The organism is Bacillus horti (assembly GCF_030813115.1).
Classification (GTDB): domain Bacteria; phylum Bacillota; class Bacilli; order Caldalkalibacillales; family JCM-10596; genus Bacillus_CH; species Bacillus_CH horti.
On record NZ_JAUSTY010000009.1, the window covers coordinates 37,560 to 57,761 of the forward strand.

20 protein-coding genes are annotated in these 20,202 nt (G+C 39.9%); 19 read left to right on the forward strand and 1 reads right to left on the reverse strand.

Translation table 11 applies throughout. The features are described from left to right. Positions 1–126 precede the first annotated feature (126 nt). The 9 genes from J2S11_RS11775 (at position 127) to J2S11_RS11815 (ending at position 8,439) form a co-directional block, all read left to right on the forward strand. Complete coding sequence (locus tag J2S11_RS11775) at positions 127–1,161, forward strand: ABC transporter substrate-binding protein (RefSeq protein ID WP_307394760.1); 1,035 nt, start codon at positions 127–129, stop codon at positions 1,159–1,161. Continuing rightward, positions 1,151–2,209: a FecCD family ABC transporter permease gene (locus tag J2S11_RS11780; protein WP_307394762.1), complete on the forward strand. Its 1,059-nt coding sequence runs from the start codon at positions 1,151–1,153 to the stop codon at positions 2,207–2,209. Before J2S11_RS11775 ends, J2S11_RS11780 begins: the two co-directional genes overlap by 11 nt. A 22-nt stretch (positions 2,210–2,231) precedes the next feature. Beyond that, the gene (locus tag J2S11_RS11785; protein WP_307394764.1) at positions 2,232–3,059 is read left to right on the forward strand and encodes an ABC transporter ATP-binding protein; all 828 of its coding nucleotides are present in this window, start codon (positions 2,232–2,234) and stop codon (positions 3,057–3,059) included. Continuing rightward, on the forward strand, positions 3,040–3,444 hold the full coding sequence (locus J2S11_RS11790; protein WP_307394766.1) for a (2Fe-2S) ferredoxin domain-containing protein: 405 nt from the start codon (positions 3,040–3,042) through the stop codon (positions 3,442–3,444). The genes J2S11_RS11785 and J2S11_RS11790 overlap by 20 nt, the downstream gene beginning before the upstream one ends. A gap of 200 nt (positions 3,445–3,644) precedes the next feature. Continuing rightward, entirely contained in the window at positions 3,645–4,631 is a 987-nt protein-coding gene (locus J2S11_RS11795) for an iron-hydroxamate ABC transporter substrate-binding protein (protein WP_307394961.1), read from the forward strand. A gap of 217 nt (positions 4,632–4,848) precedes the next feature. After that, entirely contained in the window at positions 4,849–5,241 is a 393-nt protein-coding gene (locus J2S11_RS11800; RefSeq protein ID WP_307394768.1) for a VOC family protein, read from the forward strand. Between the two features lie 189 nt (positions 5,242–5,430). Next, the gene (locus tag J2S11_RS11805) at positions 5,431–6,024 is read left to right on the forward strand and encodes a TetR/AcrR family transcriptional regulator (RefSeq protein WP_307394769.1); all 594 of its coding nucleotides are present in this window, start codon (positions 5,431–5,433) and stop codon (positions 6,022–6,024) included. Position 6,025: 1 nt separating this feature from the next. Next, entirely contained in the window at positions 6,026–6,904 is an 879-nt protein-coding gene (locus tag J2S11_RS11810; protein ID WP_307394771.1) for an alpha/beta fold hydrolase, read from the forward strand. Between the two features lie 305 nt (positions 6,905–7,209). Further along, a complete protein-coding gene (locus J2S11_RS11815) occupies positions 7,210–8,439 on the forward strand; it encodes an MDR family MFS transporter (RefSeq protein WP_307394773.1) in 1,230 nt (409 codons plus the stop codon). Between the two features lie 67 nt (positions 8,440–8,506). Here J2S11_RS11815 and J2S11_RS11820 read toward each other — a convergent pair whose 3' ends face one another. Further along, on the reverse strand, positions 8,507–9,406 hold the full coding sequence (locus J2S11_RS11820) for an arginase family protein (RefSeq protein ID WP_307394775.1): 900 nt from the start codon (positions 9,404–9,406) through the stop codon (positions 8,507–8,509). Between the two features lie 119 nt (positions 9,407–9,525). Between J2S11_RS11820 and J2S11_RS11825 the strand changes: the two genes are divergently transcribed. From J2S11_RS11825 to J2S11_RS11870, 10 genes are all read left to right on the forward strand, one after another. Beyond that, positions 9,526–10,074, forward strand: coding sequence for a CGNR zinc finger domain-containing protein (locus tag J2S11_RS11825; RefSeq protein WP_307394777.1), 549 nt, complete (start codon positions 9,526–9,528; stop codon positions 10,072–10,074). 82 nt (positions 10,075–10,156) lie between these two features. Continuing rightward, on the forward strand, positions 10,157–10,753 hold the full coding sequence (locus J2S11_RS11830; RefSeq protein WP_307394779.1) for a GNAT family N-acetyltransferase: 597 nt from the start codon (positions 10,157–10,159) through the stop codon (positions 10,751–10,753). A 424-nt stretch (positions 10,754–11,177) separates the two neighbouring features. Next, positions 11,178–11,933, forward strand: a complete 756-nt coding sequence (locus tag J2S11_RS11835) for an SDR family oxidoreductase (protein ID WP_307394781.1) — start codon at positions 11,178–11,180, stop codon at positions 11,931–11,933. Positions 11,934–12,031: 98 nt separating this feature from the next. Further along, on the forward strand, positions 12,032–12,850 hold the full coding sequence (locus J2S11_RS11840) for a polymer-forming cytoskeletal protein (protein WP_307394783.1): 819 nt from the start codon (positions 12,032–12,034) through the stop codon (positions 12,848–12,850). A gap of 215 nt (positions 12,851–13,065) precedes the next feature. Continuing rightward, positions 13,066–15,891, forward strand: coding sequence for a cadherin-like beta sandwich domain-containing protein (locus J2S11_RS11845; RefSeq protein ID WP_307394784.1), 2,826 nt, complete (start codon positions 13,066–13,068; stop codon positions 15,889–15,891). A 369-nt stretch (positions 15,892–16,260) separates the two neighbouring features. Then, entirely contained in the window at positions 16,261–16,731 is a 471-nt protein-coding gene (locus J2S11_RS11850; protein WP_307394785.1) for a MarR family winged helix-turn-helix transcriptional regulator, read from the forward strand. A gap of 126 nt (positions 16,732–16,857) precedes the next feature. Then, positions 16,858–17,793: an ABC transporter permease gene (locus J2S11_RS11855; RefSeq protein WP_307394962.1), complete on the forward strand. Its 936-nt coding sequence runs from the start codon at positions 16,858–16,860 to the stop codon at positions 17,791–17,793. Continuing rightward, a complete protein-coding gene (locus J2S11_RS11860) occupies positions 17,790–18,614 on the forward strand; it encodes an ABC transporter permease (protein ID WP_307394787.1) in 825 nt (274 codons plus the stop codon). Before J2S11_RS11855 ends, J2S11_RS11860 begins: the two co-directional genes overlap by 4 nt. Then, complete coding sequence (locus J2S11_RS11865) at positions 18,611–19,402, forward strand: ABC transporter ATP-binding protein (protein WP_307394789.1); 792 nt, start codon at positions 18,611–18,613, stop codon at positions 19,400–19,402. Before J2S11_RS11860 ends, J2S11_RS11865 begins: the two co-directional genes overlap by 4 nt. After that, a complete protein-coding gene (locus tag J2S11_RS11870; protein WP_307394791.1) occupies positions 19,399–20,184 on the forward strand; it encodes an ABC transporter ATP-binding protein in 786 nt (261 codons plus the stop codon). Before J2S11_RS11865 ends, J2S11_RS11870 begins: the two co-directional genes overlap by 4 nt. Positions 20,185–20,202: the final 18 nt, after the last annotated feature.

Genomic DNA, 20,202 nt, shown 5'->3' on the forward strand with positions numbered 1-20,202 from the left:
TAAATGTCACATACAGTACTTAGGAATCGTGACACTATTTCTGAAAGAGGCACATACATCAACTTTATAGCGAATGACTTTTAACTAATCATTTATTAGCTAATACATAGAGAGGTGTAATGAATAATGAAAAAACAGATGATCATACTTAGTCTTGCTGCTTTTATGGCTATTTTAACAGCTTGCTCAGGAAACACGGAATCACAAGCTCCAGGGAATGGTGGAAATCAGGCTATTGATATGAACCAAGAGGAGACAAGTGAGGTAGCAACGGGAACTGAGGGAGAAGGCATATATGCTGAGATCATGGATGACGCGGGAAGAACGGTCACTCTAGAACAGAAGCCAGAGAGAATTTTACCACTTTTACCTACGACCTTAGACATGACGTATGCCGCTGGTGCAACGCCAGTTGGTGGACCTACCATTCCAGAGCATATTGACATGAAGCACTTGCCCCAAGAGGCGTATGAGCTTCCTAATGTGGGCCACTTAGGTGGATATGCAGAGGCAATTGTTGAGCAACAGCCAGATTTAGTTATTGGTAGTTTGAATCATCATGATGGATTGGTAGATATCCTGAGTCAAAGTGGTATTCCAATTATTTTGCTGCGTATTAATGATTATGACGATGCTGTGGAGAAAGCAGAGATTTTTGCCCAAATTACAGGTAATCGGGATATCGTTGATACACGACTACATGACATGAAGGCGAAAATTAGTTCTATTCAAGACAAGCTCCCTGAAGATAAGCCAAAGATTGCTATTGTCCATATTAATCCACGTGATGTTGCCTTAGAGCTTGATGGCTCTATAGCTGGAAGTGCAGCAAAAATACTTGGTTTGAATAATGTTGCTGCAGGGAGCTCTCCACTAAATGATCGTCCAGATAAAACACCCTATAGCATTGAGAAATTGGTAGAGGATAATCCAGATAAAATTTTACTAACAACCATGGGTGATGATGAGGTCGTACAGGGCCGTATTCGTCAGGACATAGAAAATAATCCAGCATGGGGCAGCCTTCAGGCGGTAAAGGATAACGAGATCTATTTTCTACCTCAGGATTTATTTTTGGTGCACCCCGGTCTTTATTTTGACGATGCTGTAGAATACATGGCTACACTTCTGTATCCGGAGATTTTTTCTAATGAGCCTTAATTCATCGAATGTGCATCCGAATCAGGAGGTCTCTCAAGTAGATCCAATTGGATGGGAGCAGGTTCGTGAGCGGAAAATGTGGCGCTTATGGGTTGTTTTAGCCTTTCTTGTCCTTGCTCTTGTTAGTGTAACGATAAGCATTAGTAAAGGGACAATGACGATTCCTTGGAGAAATGTTTGGAGCTATTTAATTATGGGTGGTGAAGGGTCGGCTAGAGAGGTCATTTGGAATATTCGGTTCCCAAGAACTTTGATCGGAGCCATGGTAGGAATTAATTTAGCTATCGCTGGGGCAATTTTGCAGGGAGTGATGAAGAATCCTTTAGCTGATCCTCAAATTATTGGAGTGAATGCTGGAGCTGGATTCTTTGCCATAATTTTATTAATCCTATATCCGCAGTATTCACATTTGGTTACTCCTGTTGCCTTTGTTGGAGCGATGCTGGCTGCTATTATCATCTATATTTTGAGCTGGAAGGATGGCATTCGTCCAATCCGTATTATTTTAGCAGGGGTTGCTGTTTCAGCCTTTTTCGGTGCAGGAATTACTGGGCTTCTTGTTTTCTATAGTGATCGAGTACATGGAGCAATGATGTTTATGGCGGGAAGCTTGTCTACACGAAGCTGGCCACAATTTGAAACGTTGCTTCCTTATACAATAGTGGGTCTTATTTTAGCTTTACTTTATGCTAAGAGATTAAACATTCTTTTATTAGGGGATGAAAATGCTCGTAGCTTAGGAATCAATGTTGAAGGAACACGTTTGATTCTAACTGCCGTAGCAGCTTTGCTAGCAGCGAGTGCTGTGGGAATAGTAGGGCTGTTAGGCTTCGTCGGACTTATTGTTCCTCACGCTGCTAGATTGCTTGTTGGTAATGATTATAGGATTTTGCTTCCGGCATCTGCGTTGCTCGGAGTAGGGGTTGTCACGCTAAGTGATACTTTAGCTAGAGTTGCTTTTTCACCAACAGAAATTCCTGTAGGTGTGGTAATGGCTGTAATAGGAGCGCCATTTTTCCTCTACCTGCTTCGGCGTGAAGCGCGGTAATCGATAAGGAGGGCACTAAAGAATGACAATGATGAAGCTAGACAATGTAAAGCTAGGCTACCATCAGCATGTGATTATTAACGGGCTGAGTCTTACGATAGAGCAAGGAAAGATACATTCTATTATTGGTCCGAATGGCTCTGGAAAAAGCACATTAATGAAAACACTAAGCAAAAATCTAAAGCCGTTAGAGGGACAAGTGTTTTTTCTCGATCGAAATCTTTTTAAGGTTTCTGCTAAAGAGCTGTCACGCCAAATGGCTGTATTAACTCAAAAACCGAAAGCTCCTGAGGATTTAACGGTCTTGGATTTGGTCGAGCATGGCAGATTTCCGCATCGACGAATGTGGAAAAAAGGGGAGTCTGATGACAAGAGGATTGTCCAATGGGCGATGACTCAGACTGGTGTTGCTCATATGGCTGCTAGAAAGCTAGATAGCCTGTCAGGTGGTGAAGGTCAGCGTGCTTGGTTGGCGATGGCTTTGGCTCAGCAGCCGACCATCCTGCTACTAGACGAACCAACCACTTATTTGGATATTAACCATCAGCTAGAGATGCTTGAGCTGGTTAAAAGCTTGAATAAGGAGCTCGGTTTAACAGTCATCATGATCCTGCATGATATTCAGCAGGCGATTCAGTATTCTCATCAGATATTCGTCATTAAGGATGGCCGAATCTACGATTCTGGTGAACCAAGTAAGGTCGCTAAAGAATCTATGTTTCGTGAGGTTTTCTCGGTAGAAGCCATGGTTAGTGAGAGTAAGAGAACGGGGAAATTAACCTTTGAAATCATTGGGCTTACTAAGGAGAAGAACAGGGAGGGGGATGACTATGGAGTCAAATCAAGTTAAACCAAAGGTATTAACGGAAGAGGAGCGTCAGAAAAAGCGAGCTCTATCTAGGAAGCTAATGGGGAGTTTACAGCGTCATGTCCTCGTATGTAACGGACACTGCTGCTCAAATAGAGGTGCAGGTGAAGAGGTATTACAGGCGTTTAAACAGGTAGTTGACGAGTATGATGATCAGAAAACAGTCCGGGTTACGGCAACCTCTTGTCTTGCTCGTTGCGGAGATGCTTGTTCAGTTGTTGTGTATCCTGAGGGTACCTGGTATCAGCATATGAAGCCAGAGGAAGTTGAAGGCTTCGTTAAGGATTATTTGTTAACAGGATCGGTTGATGAAAGCCATATGATATATTCCTATCAGGAGGGTAGATTTATTGAAAAAATGAAATAAGCAAATTAAGCTACACCTCAATTGTTTGTACAAATAAACAATTGAGGTGCTTTTTGTGTAAGAGTAACTTTTGTCAGTTTAATGACAGATAGGAAACGAGAGTGACAACAGATTGACATCAGCTATGATGTGTTTTATAATCATACTCGTGATTGATAATGATTATCATTATATGCAAACATAAAGGGGAATCTTTGATGATGAAGAATAAAACATACTTAGCGATGCTTGCCTTACTTTTATTGACCTTGGTTCTAAGTGCTTGTGGAAGTAATTCTGCTAACGAACCTGCTTCAGAGGAACAAGAAACAGCTTCACAAGAGTCAAATGAAGAGGAGAATATAACAGAGCCAGTTGAGGAGGAGGCTTCTGGAACAGTCATCTACGAATCTGAATTAGGACCAGTAGAGATTCCAGCAAACCCAACTAGAATTGTTGCTTTGACAAATGCTCCTAATGTACTCTCGCTAGGAGGGAACTTAGTTGGTGTAGATGAATGGACAGAGGCAAATCCTCTATTCACTGAGAAATTGGAGGGTGTGACAGTCGTATCAGAGGGAAATCTAGAAAGTATTGCCTCTCAGACTCCTGATCTTATTATAGCCGGCTCACATATGAGTAATATCGAGGAATATGCTAAAATAGCTCCTACGGTTGTCTATACATGGGGTAAGCTAGATTATTTAGACCAACAGATTGAAATTGGAAAGCTGTTAAACAAAGAGGAAGAGGCACTGAATTGGGTAGATGACTTTAAAGAGAGAACAGCTACTATCGGTAATGAAATCAAAGCTAAATATGGTGATGATGTGACTGTATCGGTATTTGAAGTTGCAGATAGCGGTCTTTATGTTTATGGAGATAACTGGGCTCGTGGAACAGAAATACTGTATCAAGCTATGAAATTAGAGATGCCTGAGAAAGTAAAAGAAGATGCTTTAGGTCCGGGAATGTATAACTTATCACTTGAAGTGATGCCCGAGTATTCAGGGGACTTTATCGTAGCCAGCAGGAGTCTTGCTGGAACGGCTGATGTTATGAATACAGAAATCTGGAATGGCCTTCCTGCCGTTCAGAACAATAGAGTCATTGAAATTGAAGCAAAAGCTTCATCCTACAGTGATCCGATTACTCTTGAGTACCTTTTAGAGATTTTTACAGAAGGATTTCTTGGACAAGCTGAGTAATAACTTATATATTAAAATGCTTTCTTCTATGAAAAAGAAATATTGGCGATATAAAAAATGACGATAAGGTCTTAACTCCTTACCGTCATTTTTTTCATTGTGCTGTAGCTTTTTGCTCGTAATCTTAGGGTGAAAATAGCAAGCTAGAAGAAATCTACAGGCTTCATAAAGATATAATAAGCAATATACCTAATCTAAGAATGAAAGGATGAAGAAGATGGCAACACTTAAAACATTTCTTTTCTCAGAAGATGCAAGAGCACAGGCTGAATTTTATATAGACGCGCTTGGAGGAGAAATGAATTCTGTTATCACGTATGGAGAGGCTCCAGGAGCTGAGGGGAATACGGCAGGTAAAGATAAAGTAATGCATATGTGTATCACCGTAAGTGGAGTAACGATTTTTATGGCAGACTCACTTGATCCTCTTACACGTGGAAATGACTTTAGTTTGAATCTAGAGTTCAAAGATGCAGATGAGGGTAAGGCAGCTTTTGAAAATCTCGCTACAGGTGGAAGGATAGTCAAACCTCTTGATTCTGTTTTTTGGGGCGGTCTGTACGGTGAGCTTGAAGATAAGTTTGGAGTCTCCTGGATGATTAGCTCTTAGATAATATTCTTATAGAAGCTTATCGCAAGTTTATGAAGTGGCTCATTAGAGTCACTTTTTTTCTTGATATAAAAAGGTTGACGAGATACGTATATACATGTATTATAATTAATAAATGAACGTTCATTAATTAATTGTATGCTCAAATAAAATTTACTATTCATTTCTTACTATTGCGAGGTGGTAACAATGGCAAGACCTAAGGAATTTACAGATGATCGTATTTTTAAGGGCATTTTGGCTGCTTTAGGAGATCTTGGTTATTCCAAGGTTACGTTAAGTGCAGTAGCCAAGCATGTAGGTATTTCTCCAGCGGCTCTTATTCAGCGGTTTAGTACTAAGAAAGAGCTATTCCTAGCTTTTTTCGATTATTTAAATGATCTGTCAGAGCAGAGTCTCAATGATGTTAAGAAGCATTCTTCTTCTTCGATAGCTGCGCTTAGAGAAATTGCTTTAATGTGGGTGGTCAAAAATGGAGACCCCATTCATTGCGCAAATATCGGTTCCTTTTACACGGATTGTATCAGTGACCCTGAGCTTAGGGAAAAAGCGAAGAAGCGTTTAGAGATAGTGGATGAGGGGATTCAGTTCTTTCTTAATAAAGGAGTAGATAATGGAGAGCTTTTATCCTGCGATGTTCCTAAAATGAGCAGAATTTTGCAGTCCTCTATTACCGGAGCGTTATTACTGTGGGCCACAAATAGTGAGAGACAGGCAGAGGAATGGATACAGGATTGTTTTGATATGGTGCTTGGTCCAGTCATAGTACAAGGAGGGAAATGACATGAGCAAAACAACGACCAAAATGACAACGAAAACGCTAGAAGTTCAAGGATTTAAAACACATTGTTACATGGCTGGTGAATCTGGTCCAGAAATCCTTTTAATCCACGGTGCAGGTGTTGATTCCGCTATGCTTTCCTGGAGCGAGGTCATTGAGCCTTTAGCGGAGAATTATCAGGTTTATGCACCTGATTTTCCGGGCTACGGTCAATCAGAGTATAAACAAGGAATTGAATATTCAAATACGTTTTACACCAAATTTACGCATGATCTTATAAAGGAATTAAACTTAAATAATCCAATTATCATTGGAATTTCAATGGGTGGAGGCATTGCGATTGAGTATGCTATAACGTATCCAGATCAATTGCAGGTGCTTGGGCTAGTAAACTCTAATGGCATTTTGGATAAATGGCAATGGCATTATTTCACCTATCACTTCTATGTAAACACGCCTTTAAATGCACTTTCCTACAAGATGATGGCGAAAAGCAGAAAAATGACTGAGCAAATTGTGCTATCTGGTCTTTTCTATAACCCTGAGAATGTAACAGAAAAGCTACTTGATGATTGTCAAAAGGCTGCTCAAAGTCCTCATGCCGGAAAAGCTTTTGGTTCTTTACAGAAAAGTGAGTATCTTGGTCGACAAGGCTTGAAAAGTGATTTTTCTAGTCGAATGCCACAGATCAAGGCTCCGACTTTTATCGTACACGGTACAGAGGATCGGACAGTTCCGGTAGCACACGCCCATAAGGCACATCAGCTTATTCCAAACTCAGAATTGTTCCTAATTGAAGAGGCTAGGCATTGGCCACAGAAGGAAAAGCCAGAAGATTTCATTCGTATAACGAGAGAATTTTTAGCACAGCAAGACTTATAAGCAAAGAAAAGGATGTTCACAAATCATCTGCTATGATGATGTGGACATCCTTTATTCATTTATTAGGAGTGAAAATGAGAAGATGAATGATGTTGACTGTATTAAAACAATAAAAAAAATCATCTGAAAGATGATTGGTTGCAAACAAACGTTCGATTTATGAAGCAGTTAAACTAGAAAGGTATGTACTTGCTTCTTATATTAATAGTATAAATCAGAATGAAATATAAGTCTATATTTTTGTTGTTATATCCCGTATTCTTAGCTTACCTGATCAGGAAGTAAAGTTGAAATGAGGACGAATGATGGAAGCTAAGGTGTGGACAGTGAATTTAAAGGTTCGTCTGTTTGGGGAGGCATTTTTTAATCTGGTTTATTGGATGATCTTCCCCTTTCTTGTGGTTTATTTCAGTACAGCATTTGGCAATCATATTGCCGGATTATTGATGATGATTCCTCCAATAGTGGGGATGATAGGTGGCTTAATTAGCGGTCACTATACAGACTTGATTGGAAGAAGACCATTGATGTTACTTGGTGTATGTATACAAGCAAGTATGTTTGCTGTATTTGCAGCAACTAGTTCTTCATGGATTGAGTTTGCGGCGTATGTACTTGTTGGTTTAGGCGGAGCGATTTATCGGACACCAAGTATGGCGATGGTCGCTGATCTTGTCCCTAAAGAGGAACGACGACAGGTGATTGCCACATTTACAACGGCAAACAATATCGGCGCTGTGCTTGGACCAGCATTAGGTGCTTTTTTCTTTTTTCAATATCGTGATCAATTATTGTGGACGGCAACTTTTATTCTACTTCTTTATGCTATTACAATTTTTCTCATGATTCGTGAAACAAAGCCACAGGTGGAGAAGGCAGCAGATACCCCAAAGCAACAAACACCAATGAATTATCGCTTTATTTTTCAAGATAAGCTTTTTTTCTTTTTCATTTTGGCAGGTGTCTTTTCCATTATGACAATCATGCAGCTTGATCTTTATTTAGCTATTTATATCGTGAACTACGTTCCGGAACAGACACTATTTAGCTGGAATGAATGGTCTTTAACGTTAACCAGTGAACAGATTTTTGGCTGGGTGTTAGGCCTAAATGGTTTGCTTTTCGTTCTGCTCATTCTTCCCGTTACAAAATGGTTGAAAGGATGGAGTGAAAGAAATGTCTTTATTCTTTCTGCATTATTAGCAGGTATTGGGATGTTTGCTGTAGGACTGCATTCATCCCTATGGTATTTGTTTATAGTGACTGTTATCTTTACACTAGGAGAGCTTATTCGCGCTCCAGTTACAGAAAGCTTTGTTGCCAACTACGCCCCTGAGCATGCACGTGGACAATATCTAGGTGCATCCAATTTACAATTCACTGTTGGGCGATTTTTAGCTCCAATTACTGTTTTTCTTTCCGCATGGGTGCAGCCTATTGTCGTTTTTAGTCTTTTACTTGGTTTTAGTATCATTAGCAGTTTGCTTTATTTGTATGTGTTTAGGCTTTATCTCTCAAGGCAGCCTTATGTTTAACATATGGATTCAGTTTACCCTTTTTCAAAAGCCTGATTTGATTGACATTGCAAAAACGTTATTTATCTTAGCTTAGTACATCAGTAAGCATGTTTGAAAAAGCCTTAACCACTTCAAATTTGGGATCGAGCTCGGGGTCTAGTATGGTGACATTCATACCTATAATTCTATTAGTAGAGAATACTTCTTTTAGGATTACTTTGAGCTCCTCCCATTGCAAACCTTCCGGCTCAGGGCAATCTACGCATGACATAATAGAAGCATCTAGAATATCAGCATCTAGATGGATCCAAAACCCGTCTACTGCTGCAGTTTTTTGAATAAAGCCTTTTAACAAAGCTGCGGTGCTTTCCGCCCCATTTTTTATGGTGTGATCCGTACCCTGTAAAGTGATTCCACTTTCTCTGACTTCTTCAAATATGTCTTGATCTTCATCTGCTTGACGAATACCAAAGCTAAACACATGCTCAGGCTTAAAATATGGCTTTTGATTCCCTAGGTTTGTTAAAATTTCAGTGCCTTTTCCCGTAACTATGGCCAAATTCATTCCTCCAACAACGGCCTCATCTCTGTTCCCTTTATGATAATAATCATGATGTGCATCTAGATAGAGGAGTCCAAAATGACCATTTCGCTTTAAAGCCAGAGCACTCCCAACTAAAACACTACAGTCCCCGCCTAAAACCAGTGGAAAGCTTCCTTGGTCCAATACACTCTCTACAACATCTGCCAACTCTCTTGAAAAACCAGCGACCTGAAGAGCGTTTAGAGCCCCATCATTAAAGGTCCTTTCCTTTGGATAAATAGGAGGTTCGAATCTTTTGAACACTTGAGCTCCTAGTGTGGTATGTAAGCCTACCTTTTCTAAAGCTTCTGGAAGCTTCCCGCAGCCGCGTTCTCTTCCGTCTGGATGGCGGCTTAAACCAATATTAGTTGGTGCATGAATGATTTGAATATCTCTTTTCATAAAACAAAATCCCCTTTCACCTGCTGTGACTTGCTCACGTGTAATGTTTAAAATATAATTTAAGTATTACATGAAATTAACATCAATATATCAGAATATTTGTAAGGAGTAAAGACGAAATGAGATATTACAATGAAAAGTGGAATCTATTTTTATTTGACGTCTTAAATAGCTATGATCCTTTTTATGCAGATCCTGAAAGATTGGGGAGTACAGAGAAGCTGAGCGAATTATTGGTGAAATATCAATTATTTCAAGAAGAATCTCTTACTACAGAGCAGCTAGGAGCAGTGCAACTGTTTCGTGATAGCCTGCGTTTCCTTATTTTAAAAGAAAGTGATGAGACTTTGGTCAAGTTTCTATCTGAGTATGAGTCTAGAGCTCCAATCACAACTCGATTACAGGCAGCGGGGGAAGGGAAGTTTACCCTTATTTATGAGCAACTAAATAAGGGTGGTTTAAAACCCTTAGAGGATCGTATATTGGCGATTTGTTCACATGCATTAGGAAGAATGATAGTGGACTTTGGACGATCGCGTTTAAAATCATGTACTTCTACGCCTTGCGAGGAGATTTTTGTGGATCAATCAAAAAATGGTATGCAACGCTTTTGCAGCAAGCGTTGTTCAACGCGTTATCATGTGAAAAAGCATAGAGAACAGGCTTAATATTTATGGTGAATGTTAAAGGATCAGTTTAAGATACCAAATATCGGAGTTATTACAGCGTTTCTAATTAAGGAGGATCATCATGATTAAAGTGGTGCACGCGAAAGAGGTAAATATGGACGTAAGAAAGAAAATAAGTGAAGTTTATATTGATGGCTTTGGAGAGCACCTGAACTTCTTTTCTAAAGATCGCAAGAAACTAGAAAGAGCACTGGAGCACATGTTTAATTTAGACGTTTTTTATGTTGCTTTAATAGATGGAGAAATCGCGGGTATCACTGCATGTACAGATGGCACCGTTCATTCCATTAACCACAACAAAAAAGAATTAAGAAAACATCTTGGTTGGTACAAAGGTACTATCGCCAACATGGTGTTTAAAAATCAGTTTCAAGAATTTTCAGGTGATGTACGTAATGGAGCAGCATCTGTTGAATTTGTTGCTACAGCCAGGGAGCACAGAGGTAAAGGGGTCGCAACAGCAATTCTAAATCACTTATTGACGCTACCGCAGTATAAAGAGTATATATTAGAAGGAGTTGCTGATACGAATCTTGCTGCCATTAAACTATATGAAAAGCTAGGTTACAAAGAGTTCAAACGAACTAAGCAAAAGCATACTAGAATAAGTGGCATTAACTATTACTTATCTATGATATATATAAAATCAGCTGGGTAACAGCACTTGCCTTCCATTCAATTAGTAGGTTCGTTGTTCTTGATAAATACAGTGCGTTCGGGTTTTCGACCACATTTATTGTACTCTCGACAGCCTTTGAAGATAAGAGTCTTGTCTCTTCATAAAAAATTGAACATCTCCCATATTAGTAGTAAAATAGGAATTGAGATGTATGTAAAAGGGGGATTAATATTTCGTATGTGTCCAACATTGTAATGATATGAAATAAAAAAGCATAGGGAACACACCTTAACTCATAATGGGAAAGTGTGTCTAAATGCTATTATTTTAATCATTCAAGGGACGCTTGATATGGAATTATTAATCCATTACATTCAGGTACCTTGTGTATCTGTTTTTTTGTTGGAAATCATACATCTCCTATAAAATATATCAATCGTTCCCTATTATAGGGGAGATATAAATGGAAAAATTACAGCGTAAAATTGCCCTTATTACGGGTGTTAGTAGTGAAAGAGACATGGGTACAGCTATTTGCCGTAAACTTGCCTCTCAAGGTATAGATATTTTTTTTACACATTGGAATTCTAGTAAAGAATGGCCAGACAGATTTGTGGCAGAACTCTCAGAGCTTGGAGTCCAAAGCGCTTCTCTAGAGATTGATTTATCAACTGCTCAGGCTGCGAGGGAGGTACTAGATACTGTATCTAAACAAATAGGTTTCCCATCCATTCTTATTAATAATGCAGCACATTCTACAAGAGATGGATATTTAAAGCTCGACGCCAAAACTCTGGAAGATCACTATGCTGTGAACATGCGTACAACCTTTCTTCTCAGTGTAGAATTTGCTCGCCGTTTTACAAAGAGCAAGGTACATTCTGGGCGAATTATTAACATGACATCTGGTCAGGATTTGGGTCCAATGCCAAATGAATTAGCTTATGTGGCAACAAAAGGGGCTATTTCGGCTTTCACGAGAACCCTTGCTGCTGAGGTTGGGTCAATAGGCATTACAGTAAATGCAGTAGATCCTGGACCAACGGATTCAACGTGGATGACAGATGAGATACGAAAATGGCTTTTGCCAAGATTTCCTATGGGACGAATAGGATTACCAGAAGATGCTGCTTCTTTAATTGGCTTTCTTGCTAGTGAAGATGGAAAATGGATAACGGGTCAAGTCATCCATTCAAATGGTGGATTTAATTTAGGCTGAAAAAATTGCGAATAAAGTAGCCTACTAGACTCATGCTTCTCTATTTTCCCTATGATATACTTTTACTAGAATCAGAGATCAAGGAGTTGGGTAAGCACATGTCATGGGAGAAAATAGATTACGAAACAGCCAAACGTGAATTCTCCATTATCGATCATGAAAACGAGTTATATCCGAATACAGCGCCTTACTTAGTATGGGGAAAACAGCCTTCTCCAACGTATGAAGATCCATGCGAGAGGATGAGAGTATTTGTACATCGTGGAGATTTAAAGGTAGACAAACTTGAATTTGATACGAATCATTTTATCGATCCTGTTGCAGATATGTTGATTATAGATGGGAACTTAGTTATTGAGGGAGATTTAGATGTTGAGCAGTTGGATGTTGGAACTCCAGGATATCTTTGTGTGCGTGGGAATTTAACGGCTCGAGACCTCTTTTTGACCTCACAATTTGAGGTGATTGTATGGGGAGACATACATATCCAAGACATTGTTCTCGCAGGAGAGTTTGCTGGGGGTCAACTGAGGTGCAAAGGAGATTTAAAGGCTAGTATTTTTGTCATAGAGGAATATATCATTTATTGCGGTGGAAGACTTGAAGGTACTTTGTATGCTGCTGTAAATCCACATCAAGATCCGAACTTCGCCTATGAGATTACAGTCAAGGGTGGGGATGAACAGGAAGTGATAAAAGTGTGCTTCGATGAGGAAGAGGACGCTTTCTGGCTCCTACATCTTCCAGATGGGGTTTCCCCTGAAGAATTTGACTCAAGTGAAGAGCTTCGTCCTTATGCCATTCTTAGTTCTAGCGTGCAGGATGAGTATGGTGGGGGAGGCTATAGTGTGAGTGCCGTAAAACCTCTTGTGAAGCAATATGGCTTAGCTACCTTTACAGGAAATGAAAAACAATAGTAACCCGAAACCACACGTCGTAGCTTCTAACGTGTGGTTTTTTATATGGGGAACATTATAAATCCAAAAAATTGTAAAAAAAAGAATGGTAGAATATCCGTAAAATTTACTCTGTTTCGTTTAGAGATCCCCTTATATCCTTCTAAAGAAGGATATCCGTCTTACTTTGTCAAAGGTATAATGGACTATGGATAGATGTAGAAGGGAATGCTGACATGAAAACCAGAAAAAGAATAGAAGTGCCAAGAAGACTATTAGCTGGTTTGCTAGCTTTTATCATAGCATTCGGCTGGCTACCAGCAGCAATAGAGGGGAACGGTTCTGGACCAATAGGTCCATCTATTGAGATTACAAACTTTAGCGAATGGCCAAGTGGGTTTGCTAATTCTTCTGCTTACTTTGGAGAAGCGGTATTCGACGACGGGGAGCATATCTGGATGATTCCTCAGGAAACGAATATGGTGGTTAAACTGAACATAGTGACAGGAGAGATGACTGGATATAACAATTGGCCAGATGGTTTTGCAAAGTCAAACGGTGCATTTAGTGGTGGAGTATTTGACGGTGAATCCATCTGGATGATTCCAGCATTAGCTGATCGAGTTATTAAAGTCGATAGTGATGGAGAAATGACAGGGTACAACAGTTGGCCAGATGGATTTGTTGGTGGCACTGGTCCGTTTAACAAGGGTGTATATGATGGGGAACATATATGGCTGATTCCGTCTAATGCAAATATGGTGGTAAAGGTTAACCCAACAACGGGAGAAATGATTGGATATAATAACTGGCCAGCTGGATTTGTAAAAGGAAACTATGCCTTTAATGGAGCCGTATACGATGGCGAGAATATCTGGTTAATTCCTTCTCAAGCTGACCGAGTGATTAAATTGGATCCCGAAACCGGTGAGATGACAGGCTATAACGATTGGCCAACTGGTTTTACTAGAGGTGGATATGCCTTTGCAGATGGTATATTTGACGGTGAATTCATATGGATGCTTCCTAATGGGGCAAATATGATTATTAAGCTAGACCCAGTTACAGGAGAGATGACAGGCTATAATGATTGGCCGAGCGGACATAATTATTCTAGTGTTCCCAACTTATCCCTTGGTGCATACGACGGACAATATATATGGACTAAATATGGTAGTAATCAATTTTATAGAATAGATACGGATACTGGAGAGGTAGAAGGATTCAATAAGCCAAATGAGTATGCTGGTAGCTATTCGGCAGTCTATGATGGTTTGAATGTATGGATGATCCCTTTTGGTACAGTGAGTGGTACTACTGCCGAGGTATTTCGACTGTCCAGTATTCCAAATATGCATCCAGCACATGTAGTAGATGGAGAGGTTAATTTATCTTGGACCCCTGTCAATGGAGCTACAGGGTACTCTATTTTTCAAAGTCTGGTTCCTTCAACAGAAGGATCTGAAATGGTAACAGTCACTGATTCTGTCTATACGGTTACAGATCTACCACTTAATATTACGCACTACTATACGGTGAAGGCTAAGTTTCCTACTAGAGAAAGTAGGTCATCTAATGAAGTGAGTGTAACTCTTCAGCCTTATAATACGAATTTAAGTGCTTTGACGTTGTCAGCAGGGGAGCTTAGCCCGGCATTTTCGGCAGGAACTACGGAGTATACAGCAAGTGTTAATCATTCAACTAGTAATATTATGATAACTCCAACTACAGTCGATGCAGATGCAGGGCTAACGATTAATGGAGAAGAAGCGGAGAGCGGAACTCCTTTTGGTCCTGTCCCATTGCAGGTTGGGAACAATACCATTGAGGTTGAAGTAACTGCACCAAGTGGAAAGACTAGAATATACACGATTACAGTGGTTAGGCAATCAGCACCTACGGGAAATGGGAGTATACATGATGGAGAAAATGTAGTCACTGAACCGGCTTTACAAGGTCTATTTATTCATCTAAATGGCAAACAAGTAAATTTGCGAACGTTTGACCTTACTCAATCGTCTATAACTCTCGAGGCTGAACCTATAAATAGTCGTGTTTTTGCTACAGTCCCTGCTAGTGTTTTAAAAACGCTACAGGAAAAGAATGACGAGCTTTCTATTGAGATAAAAGCTCCTTTTGGAAGCTACCATCTACCTGTGGACCTGACTGCTACCATCCTGGAATTAGAGGATATTCTAAAAAATGAAAAGCTAAGCCTAAAAGATATTAGCTTTAAGATCACCTTAACGGATAGGTCAAATGACGCAAAAATTCAGAGAGAACTAAAAGAAACTTGGCCTAATACTCATGTGTTAGGAAGCATTGTAGATTACGAGATTAATATCTTAAATCATAATATAAATCATATACTAGCAAAGGTGGATAAAATTGAAGAGCCTTTAATTAGACAAATACCTCTTTCGATGGAAGAAGGAATTTCTGAAGCTTTCTGGGGCGCATTTAACTATGATGAAGCTACAAAGGCGTTTGAATATTCTTCAGCACACAAGGTGAAAGATGGGAATGAATGGTTTGTGGAAATTAGATCCTCTAAAAATGGAATAAACCTTATTACTCAAAACAATGTGCAATTTGCTGATATGACAGGGCATTGGGGAGAGAATACCGTTCACTTAGCAGCAGCTAAAGGCTTAGTTCGTGGAATGAGTGTCGATCAATTTGCTCCAAGCCAAGAGGTTCGTAAAAATGATTTTAAGTTAATGCTAGATAGGGCTCTCGGCAAAGAATACGAAACCTATAGTGAGGATTCAAATGGCCTCCTGACTAGAGAAGAAATGGCGGGGTTCCTTTTAGAAGAGACAGAGTGGGGGAATTTTCTAGATAATGAAGGAGAGAATGTCTCTAGCTTGCAAAATTATGAGGATAAGAGCCAAGTCGATCCTGCTTATTATGATGCTGTCGAAGCTATGATTAGAAGTAATATCATGATCGGAATGAGTACAAGTAAATTTGATCCTCAGGGTGAAGTGACCCGTGTGCAGGCTGTAACAGCACTTCTTAGAACTCTTAGCGTTTTAGGCTTAATTGATAAAATAGAGTAACTTAATAATACTGAAGAATATGAAGAAGATGTCTCATAACCGAATTAAGGTATGAGGCATCTTTTAATTCAAACTTTTGAATGACTACATAGGTAATAGTTTGAGTGATTAGGATTTATCTAAATCAAAGTCACTCCTTAGATATGTGATATAGCCATGAACAAGAATGATGACTTCCTCGGCGTTCACTTTTTCCCATTTGATTTTATCATAGGCTACAATGTCATAATATCAATTGCTTTTATCGTTTACGAATGAGGAGAAGGAATAGTAGTGCTAAGTAGCTTAGATCGGGGATTTTTTTTGCGGGGTATAACTTGACAAAAAGACTATAGCTACTATATACTCTTTTACTGAGGTGGTGGTGGCTTGAAGAGTGAGGAACAGCGTAAAAAGGAAATTAGTAACGCTTTTTTAGGGGCTGTATATGCCTATACGGAATACGAAAAAGAAACACATTTCTTAAAAACGAAAGACGGAAAACAAATTTATTATGCCGAGATTCATCTAATCTCTACAATAAAAGAAAATGAAGGTATTCATATTACAGGCCTAGCTGATAAGCTGGGTGTGACCATAGGAGCAGTTTCACAGCTACTAATAAAGCTGGAAAGAAAAGGACTTATACAAAAAGAAAAAGATCCTAAGAACCAATCTAGATTCTTAATTAAATTGACAACTGAAGGTGAAAAAACACACGAAAATCATTTGAAATTTCATGAGGAATTCGATAGTCTGCTGTTTGCCTCAGTTCAAGGCGAGCCTAAGGAAAAAGTAGATTTTTTAGAGCGATTTTTGCTTGAGGTATGTGAGAAGCTAGAAAAGAAGATTAAGAAATAATTTTTTTAGGCAAACACTATAGCTGCTATAATCCTATTCCACCAGAGATGGTGGAATATAAAAAGGATATTATTGAGAATGATTCTCTTAATCAATTGGGGAGTGAAGTGACTATGCTTGATTAGAATGATCCGAAGCCGCTTAATCGGTCTAATACTAGTACTTTTTGGGGTAACCATCCTTTCGTTTTTACTATCCAACCTTTCGTCGATTGATCAAGCCGAAGCTTATGCACGAAATACCTTCTTGCATCCAACGCCTGAACAAATAGAAGAAATTCGAGTGGAGATGGGTTTTCATTTACCCTTACATCAACAATACTTCAACTGGTTAAGCAATTCGTTACAGGGTGATCTGGGGACCTCTGTGCTTACAAGAAATCAAGTTACTGAGGATATTGCTCAAAAGCTGCCAGCAACAATGCTGCTTGTAGGGATGGCATTGCTGTGGATTATACTTCTATCCATTCCTATTGGTCTTATCTGTGCATTAAAAAAGGATAGCTTTTTTGATCACTTGGTTAGGGGAGGGACCATTTTAGGTGCCTCGCTTCCGAATTTCTGGCTGGCGTTTTTGTTGCTCTTTCTATTAGCTGTAAGTTTCCCAATCTTTAGAGTTGTTGACTACGGAAATATCAAGAGCCTCATTCTTCCGTCATTCGTTCTTGCTTTACCCGTAGCGTGTTTGTCTATTCGTCTCTTCCGAGCAACGATTTTATCCAACCTTAACGAGGACTACATTGTTTACGCAAAGGCCAGGGGAATTAGAACAAGTAGAATTGTTTGGGGGCATGTATTAAAAAATTCCCTTCCACCTATAGTGACTCTGTTTTTTCAGTACATCGGAAATTTAATCGCTGGAAGCGCAATAGTAGAGAGTATTTTTTCACTAAAAGGAATCGGAATGCATTTGGTTGATGCCATTCTGGCTCGCGATCTGCCGACTATTAACGGTTGTGTATTAATCATCGCTTTGATCTTTGTTTGCAGTAGAAGCCTTGCAGAAGTGATCAATATGCTACTGAATCCTAGTATGGTGGAGAGGGAAGAGATCCTTTTATGATAAAAGAAGTTCTTAACAACAAGCAGGCACTTATAGGTCTTATCTTAATTGCTTTTGTATCATTGATTGCTGCTATTGCCCCAATCATTATGCCGAACGACCCAAACAAAATTGATGTACTGAACCGATTTATGTCTGCAAGCTCACAGTACCCATTGGGAACGGATCAGTTGGGACGCTGTGTGTTATCAAGGCTGCTAATTGGTGCAAGCTATTCCTTAGGTATCGCCGTACCCACTCTAACTGTACTTGGGCTCCTTGGCTTAAGCCTTGGAACAACAGCAGCTTATCTAGGTGGACGAATTGAATGCGGCTTCCTTCTTGTGTGCGATATTTTCATGGCCTTTCCTCCTTTAGTCATTGTATTGTCTCTTATTGGCACACTGGGACAGGGCATAGTTAGTATTCTAACAGCTATTATTTTCTCCATGTGGGCTTGGTTCGCCAAAATAGTGTGGAGCTATGCATGCCTGGAAAAAGGAAAGGATTATATCATCGCCTCCAAAATGGCTGGATGCAGTGATACCAGAATTGTTTTTTCTCATATTATTCCCAATGTCCTGCCTCATTTTATTGTCTATTTAAGCAATGGAATAGCTTCACTTATTATTATGGTTTCTAGCTTTTCCTTTCTTGGGCTGGGGTTTGGAGCAGGGACACCAGAATGGGGGGCTATGCTTAGCGAAGCAAGGTCAAGCTTTTATTCTCATCCAACATTAGTGATTTATCCAGGTCTGTGTATTCTAGTGACGGCAGCAGGGTTTACCCTTTTCGGAGAAGCTCTTAGGGACGTACTTTCTCCTAAGGAGGCGAGCGTATGAGTGAACTATTAAAAGTTAGTGACCTAAGTGTTAGGCTAAAGCACTCCTCTAGGGCTATTGTCCAGCCTATAAGCTTTGCTCTTAGAACGGGAAGAGTGCTAGCCATAGTTGGTGAAAGTGGAAGTGGGAAAACCCTGACCTGTAAAGCGTTGATGCAGCTACTCGACACAAAAAAATTTGTGCTATCGGGAAGCATCCAGTTTAAAGGAAAAGAACTTCTTTCAATGGCTGAAAAAGATATCCATATATGGCGGGGAAAAAAGATAGCCATGGTTGTTCAGAATCCTATGACAGCGTTTAATCCAACCATCAGGATAGGCTCACAAATCGTAGAAACGATTAGAGCACATCAAAAGCTGGGAAAGAAGGAGGCCTATGCAGCAGGTATTCGTGCTCTTGAAAGAATGAATCTTCCCCGTTGTGAACAGCTGATGAATAGCTATCCAGATAGCTTAAGCGGAGGGATGCTGCAAAGGATAATAATTGCTTTATCTCTTATTCATGATCCTGATATCTTGATTGCTGACGAAGCTACTACGGCATTAGATGTCAAAAATCAGAATTTAGTCCTAGAAGAGTTTGAAAAAATAAAAAGCAGCGGTATAGGAATCCTCCTTGTGACTCATGATTTTGGAGTGGTGGCAAAGCTTGCAGACGATATGATCGTTATGCGTCAGGGGGAGATCATTGAGAGAGGTACAGTATTCGATATCTTTTCTTCACCGAAAGAAAAGTATACAAAGAAGCTACTAGAAGCCAGTAATCTTACACGGGGGGAAGCAAAGTGATTGAGCTTCGAAATCTATCAAAGCGTTACATGGTTAAAGATAAACGTGGAAATAAAACGATAGTTGATGCTGTCAAACAGGTTTCTCTGTCTCTAGATCATTACCGCGGCTATTCCCTTGTAGGTGAAAGCGGCAGCGGGAAAACAACCCTTGCCCGATTGCTGATGTGTATCGAGCAACCGACTAGCGGGGAGATTTGGATGGATCATCGAAATGTGGCCACTATGAGCCAAAAAGAGCTGCGTTTAAAAAGAATAGATTTCCAGATGGTTCTGCAAAACGCTCAAAGTGCGTTAGATCCTAGGTGGACGGTCTATGATTCCATTGCGGAGCCTATCAGATGCTTAAGACCTATGGATAGAGCAACTGAGAAAAGGAGAGTTTTGGAATTAGCTGACAAGGTGCAGCTGTCTACAGCGCTGCTCACACGCTTACCGCATGAATTGAGTGGTGGGCAGCAGAAGAGAGTTTGTATAGCTAGAGCCATGAGTGTCTGCCCTAAATTCATCGTTTTTGATGAATCTGTAAGCGGACTGGATGTGACCGTCAGAAAGCAGATCCTTGACTTGATCCTAGAGTTGAAAAAGGACAGCTTAAGTGCCTTTCTATTCATTACTCATGATCTAGATGTGGCCCTCTACATGAGTGATCACATTTTAGTGATGAAGGATGGTTCGATTGTTGAGCAGGTTGAAAAGGCTACTTCATATGCCGATTTTGGTCATGAGTACTCTAGGCAGCTTATTGAATCACTTCCGCCGAAAGTACCCCAACATCGCTAATTCGCTAGTCTTGATATA

Coding starts and splice junctions, on each gene's coding strand:
- J2S11_RS11855 (WP_307394962.1), top strand. CDS start 16,858: ATGATCCGAAGCCGCTTAATCGGTCTAATACTAGTACTTTTTGGGGTA.
- J2S11_RS11775 (WP_307394760.1), top strand. CDS start 127: ATGAAAAAACAGATGATCATACTTAGTCTTGCTGCTTTTATGGCTATT.
- J2S11_RS11830 (WP_307394779.1), top strand. CDS start 10,157: ATGATTAAAGTGGTGCACGCGAAAGAGGTAAATATGGACGTAAGAAAG.
- J2S11_RS11865 (WP_307394789.1), top strand. CDS start 18,611: ATGAGTGAACTATTAAAAGTTAGTGACCTAAGTGTTAGGCTAAAGCAC.
- J2S11_RS11840 (WP_307394783.1), top strand. CDS start 12,032: ATGTCATGGGAGAAAATAGATTACGAAACAGCCAAACGTGAATTCTCC.
- J2S11_RS11800 (WP_307394768.1), top strand. CDS start 4,849: ATGGCAACACTTAAAACATTTCTTTTCTCAGAAGATGCAAGAGCACAG.
- J2S11_RS11780 (WP_307394762.1), top strand. CDS start 1,151: ATGAGCCTTAATTCATCGAATGTGCATCCGAATCAGGAGGTCTCTCAA.
- J2S11_RS11785 (WP_307394764.1), top strand. CDS start 2,232: ATGACAATGATGAAGCTAGACAATGTAAAGCTAGGCTACCATCAGCAT.
- J2S11_RS11805 (WP_307394769.1), top strand. CDS start 5,431: ATGGCAAGACCTAAGGAATTTACAGATGATCGTATTTTTAAGGGCATT.
- J2S11_RS11860 (WP_307394787.1), top strand. CDS start 17,790: ATGATAAAAGAAGTTCTTAACAACAAGCAGGCACTTATAGGTCTTATC.
- J2S11_RS11790 (WP_307394766.1), top strand. CDS start 3,040: ATGGAGTCAAATCAAGTTAAACCAAAGGTATTAACGGAAGAGGAGCGT.
- J2S11_RS11820 (WP_307394775.1), bottom strand. CDS start 9,406: ATGAAAAGAGATATTCAAATCATTCATGCACCAACTAATATTGGTTTA.
- J2S11_RS11845 (WP_307394784.1), top strand. CDS start 13,066: ATGAAAACCAGAAAAAGAATAGAAGTGCCAAGAAGACTATTAGCTGGT.
- J2S11_RS11825 (WP_307394777.1), top strand. CDS start 9,526: ATGAGATATTACAATGAAAAGTGGAATCTATTTTTATTTGACGTCTTA.
- J2S11_RS11810 (WP_307394771.1), top strand. CDS start 6,026: ATGAGCAAAACAACGACCAAAATGACAACGAAAACGCTAGAAGTTCAA.
- J2S11_RS11795 (WP_307394961.1), top strand. CDS start 3,645: ATGAAGAATAAAACATACTTAGCGATGCTTGCCTTACTTTTATTGACC.
- J2S11_RS11815 (WP_307394773.1), top strand. CDS start 7,210: ATGGAAGCTAAGGTGTGGACAGTGAATTTAAAGGTTCGTCTGTTTGGG.
- J2S11_RS11835 (WP_307394781.1), top strand. CDS start 11,178: ATGGAAAAATTACAGCGTAAAATTGCCCTTATTACGGGTGTTAGTAGT.